Origin of the sequence: Mesorhizobium sp. M7A.F.Ca.CA.002.09.1.1 (assembly GCF_003998555.1) — a bacterium.
GTDB lineage: Bacteria > Pseudomonadota > Alphaproteobacteria > Rhizobiales > Rhizobiaceae > Mesorhizobium > Mesorhizobium ciceri.
The window spans coordinates 1-1,376 of sequence record NZ_RZRR01001188.1; the positions used below are offsets into that span (position 1 = coordinate 1).

Annotated in this window: 2 protein-coding genes; one reads left to right on the plus strand and one right to left on the minus strand. The window is 60.4% G+C overall.

The features are described 5' to 3' along the window. The first annotated feature begins 214 nt into the window (after window positions 1-214). Entirely contained in the window at window positions 215-856 is a 642-nt protein-coding gene (locus tag EN994_RS31630; RefSeq protein ID WP_024502910.1) for a TetR/AcrR family transcriptional regulator, read from the plus strand. A 127-nt stretch (window positions 857-983) separates the two neighbouring features. Here EN994_RS31630 and rpmE read toward each other — a convergent pair whose 3' ends face one another. Further along, a complete protein-coding gene (gene rpmE, locus EN994_RS31635) occupies window positions 984-1,205 on the minus strand; it encodes a 50S ribosomal protein L31 (RefSeq protein WP_013529118.1) in 222 nt (73 codons plus the stop codon). Between the last annotated feature and the right edge of the window lie 171 nt (window positions 1,206-1,376).

Here is a 1,376-nt window from a genome sequence, read left to right on the forward strand (position 1 = left end):
AGCTGGAGAAAGCAAAGAAGACGCCGCCGACGACGCCTGAGCCAAGTGCGGCAATGAAGATGAGAGTGGGAAGAAGTTTCGCGATCATGTCAGTTGCTCCAGATGCCCATTGTGCTTTCCTCCGCATAAACGTGATTAATCCTCACATTTGCAAAACGTGATAAACCCTCGTATTTTTCGAGTCAAGTGATTTTGGCGGCATTTGGAGTCAGGTATGGAAGACGCGGCAACCCCCGTTTCCGCACAGAAGCAGGCTGCTTCACCGCGTCGGGCGCCGAGCCAGCAGCGCAGCCGCGAGCGGGTCGAGCGCATGCTGGCGGCTGCCTCGGCGCTGATCGCCGAGCAAGGCAGCGATGCCATGCGCATGGGTGAGGTGGCGGAGCGCGCTGGGGTGTCGATCGGGTCGCTCTACCAGTTCTTTCCGGACAAGCGGGCGATCATCTGGGCGCTGGCCGAGCGCTACACCGCCGAAAGCCAGTCCTGCATTTCGGCAGCACTGGCTGGCATCAGCGACGCCGAAGGCCTGCAGTCCGCGTTTTCAGAGTTGGTCGACATCTATTACCGGCTGTTCCTGGCCGAGCCGGTGATCCGCGACATCTGGTCGGGCACGCAGGCTGACAAGGCGCTGCGCCAGCTCGAACTCGCCGACAGCCGTGCCAACGCCGAATTCCTCAGCGCGGTGCTGAAACGGCTGCGGCCGGCAGCCGATCCGGCGACACTGGAAACCACGGCGTTTCTGGTCTGGCAGATGGGCGAGGCCGCCATGCGGCTGGCGATCTCGGTTGAGCGGCAGGAGGGCGACAGGCTGGTCGCCGCCTACAAGCGCATGGCGTTAAGGGAATTGCTGGCCGAGTAGGACCGCGCCGCAACAAAAAACCCGCCACAGGGCGGGTTTTCGATCTGTGAAAGCTCGTTTGGCTTAAGTTCTTACTTGATGCAAGTCGTTATCCCAAAACCGCTTCGCACTTTTGGGCGACATGCAATTAGATGCCGAAACCTTCGAAACGCTTCTTGAACTTCGACAGGCGGCCGCCGCGGTCGAGCAGGGTCTGCTGGCCGCCGGTCCAAGCCGGGTGGGTGGTCGGGTCGATATCGAGGTTCATCGTATCGCCTTCCTTGCCCCAGGTCGAACGGGTCGTGTATTCGGTGCCATCGGTCATGACGACCTTGATGGTGTGGTAATCGGGATGGATGTCGGTCTTCATGGTTCGGTTCCTGGCTTGCCGGCGCTGGCGACGGGCATAAGCCTGCGTCGATGCGCCCCTTTTTAAAACTCGAAGCCGCAGCTATTGAGGAGCCACGGCTTCTAAAACGGTCGGCGAGCCTATACATCAGCCGGAATTGAATCACAAGGCCGCGGCAAGCGCATATTGAGG

Bases quoted from the DNA above. Each gene is read 5' to 3' on its own strand.
- rpmE (WP_013529118.1), bottom strand. From the start codon at position 1,205: ATGAAGACCGACATCCATCCCGATTACCACACCATCAAGGTCGTCATG.
- EN994_RS31630 (WP_024502910.1), top strand. From the start codon at position 215: ATGGAAGACGCGGCAACCCCCGTTTCCGCACAGAAGCAGGCTGCTTCA.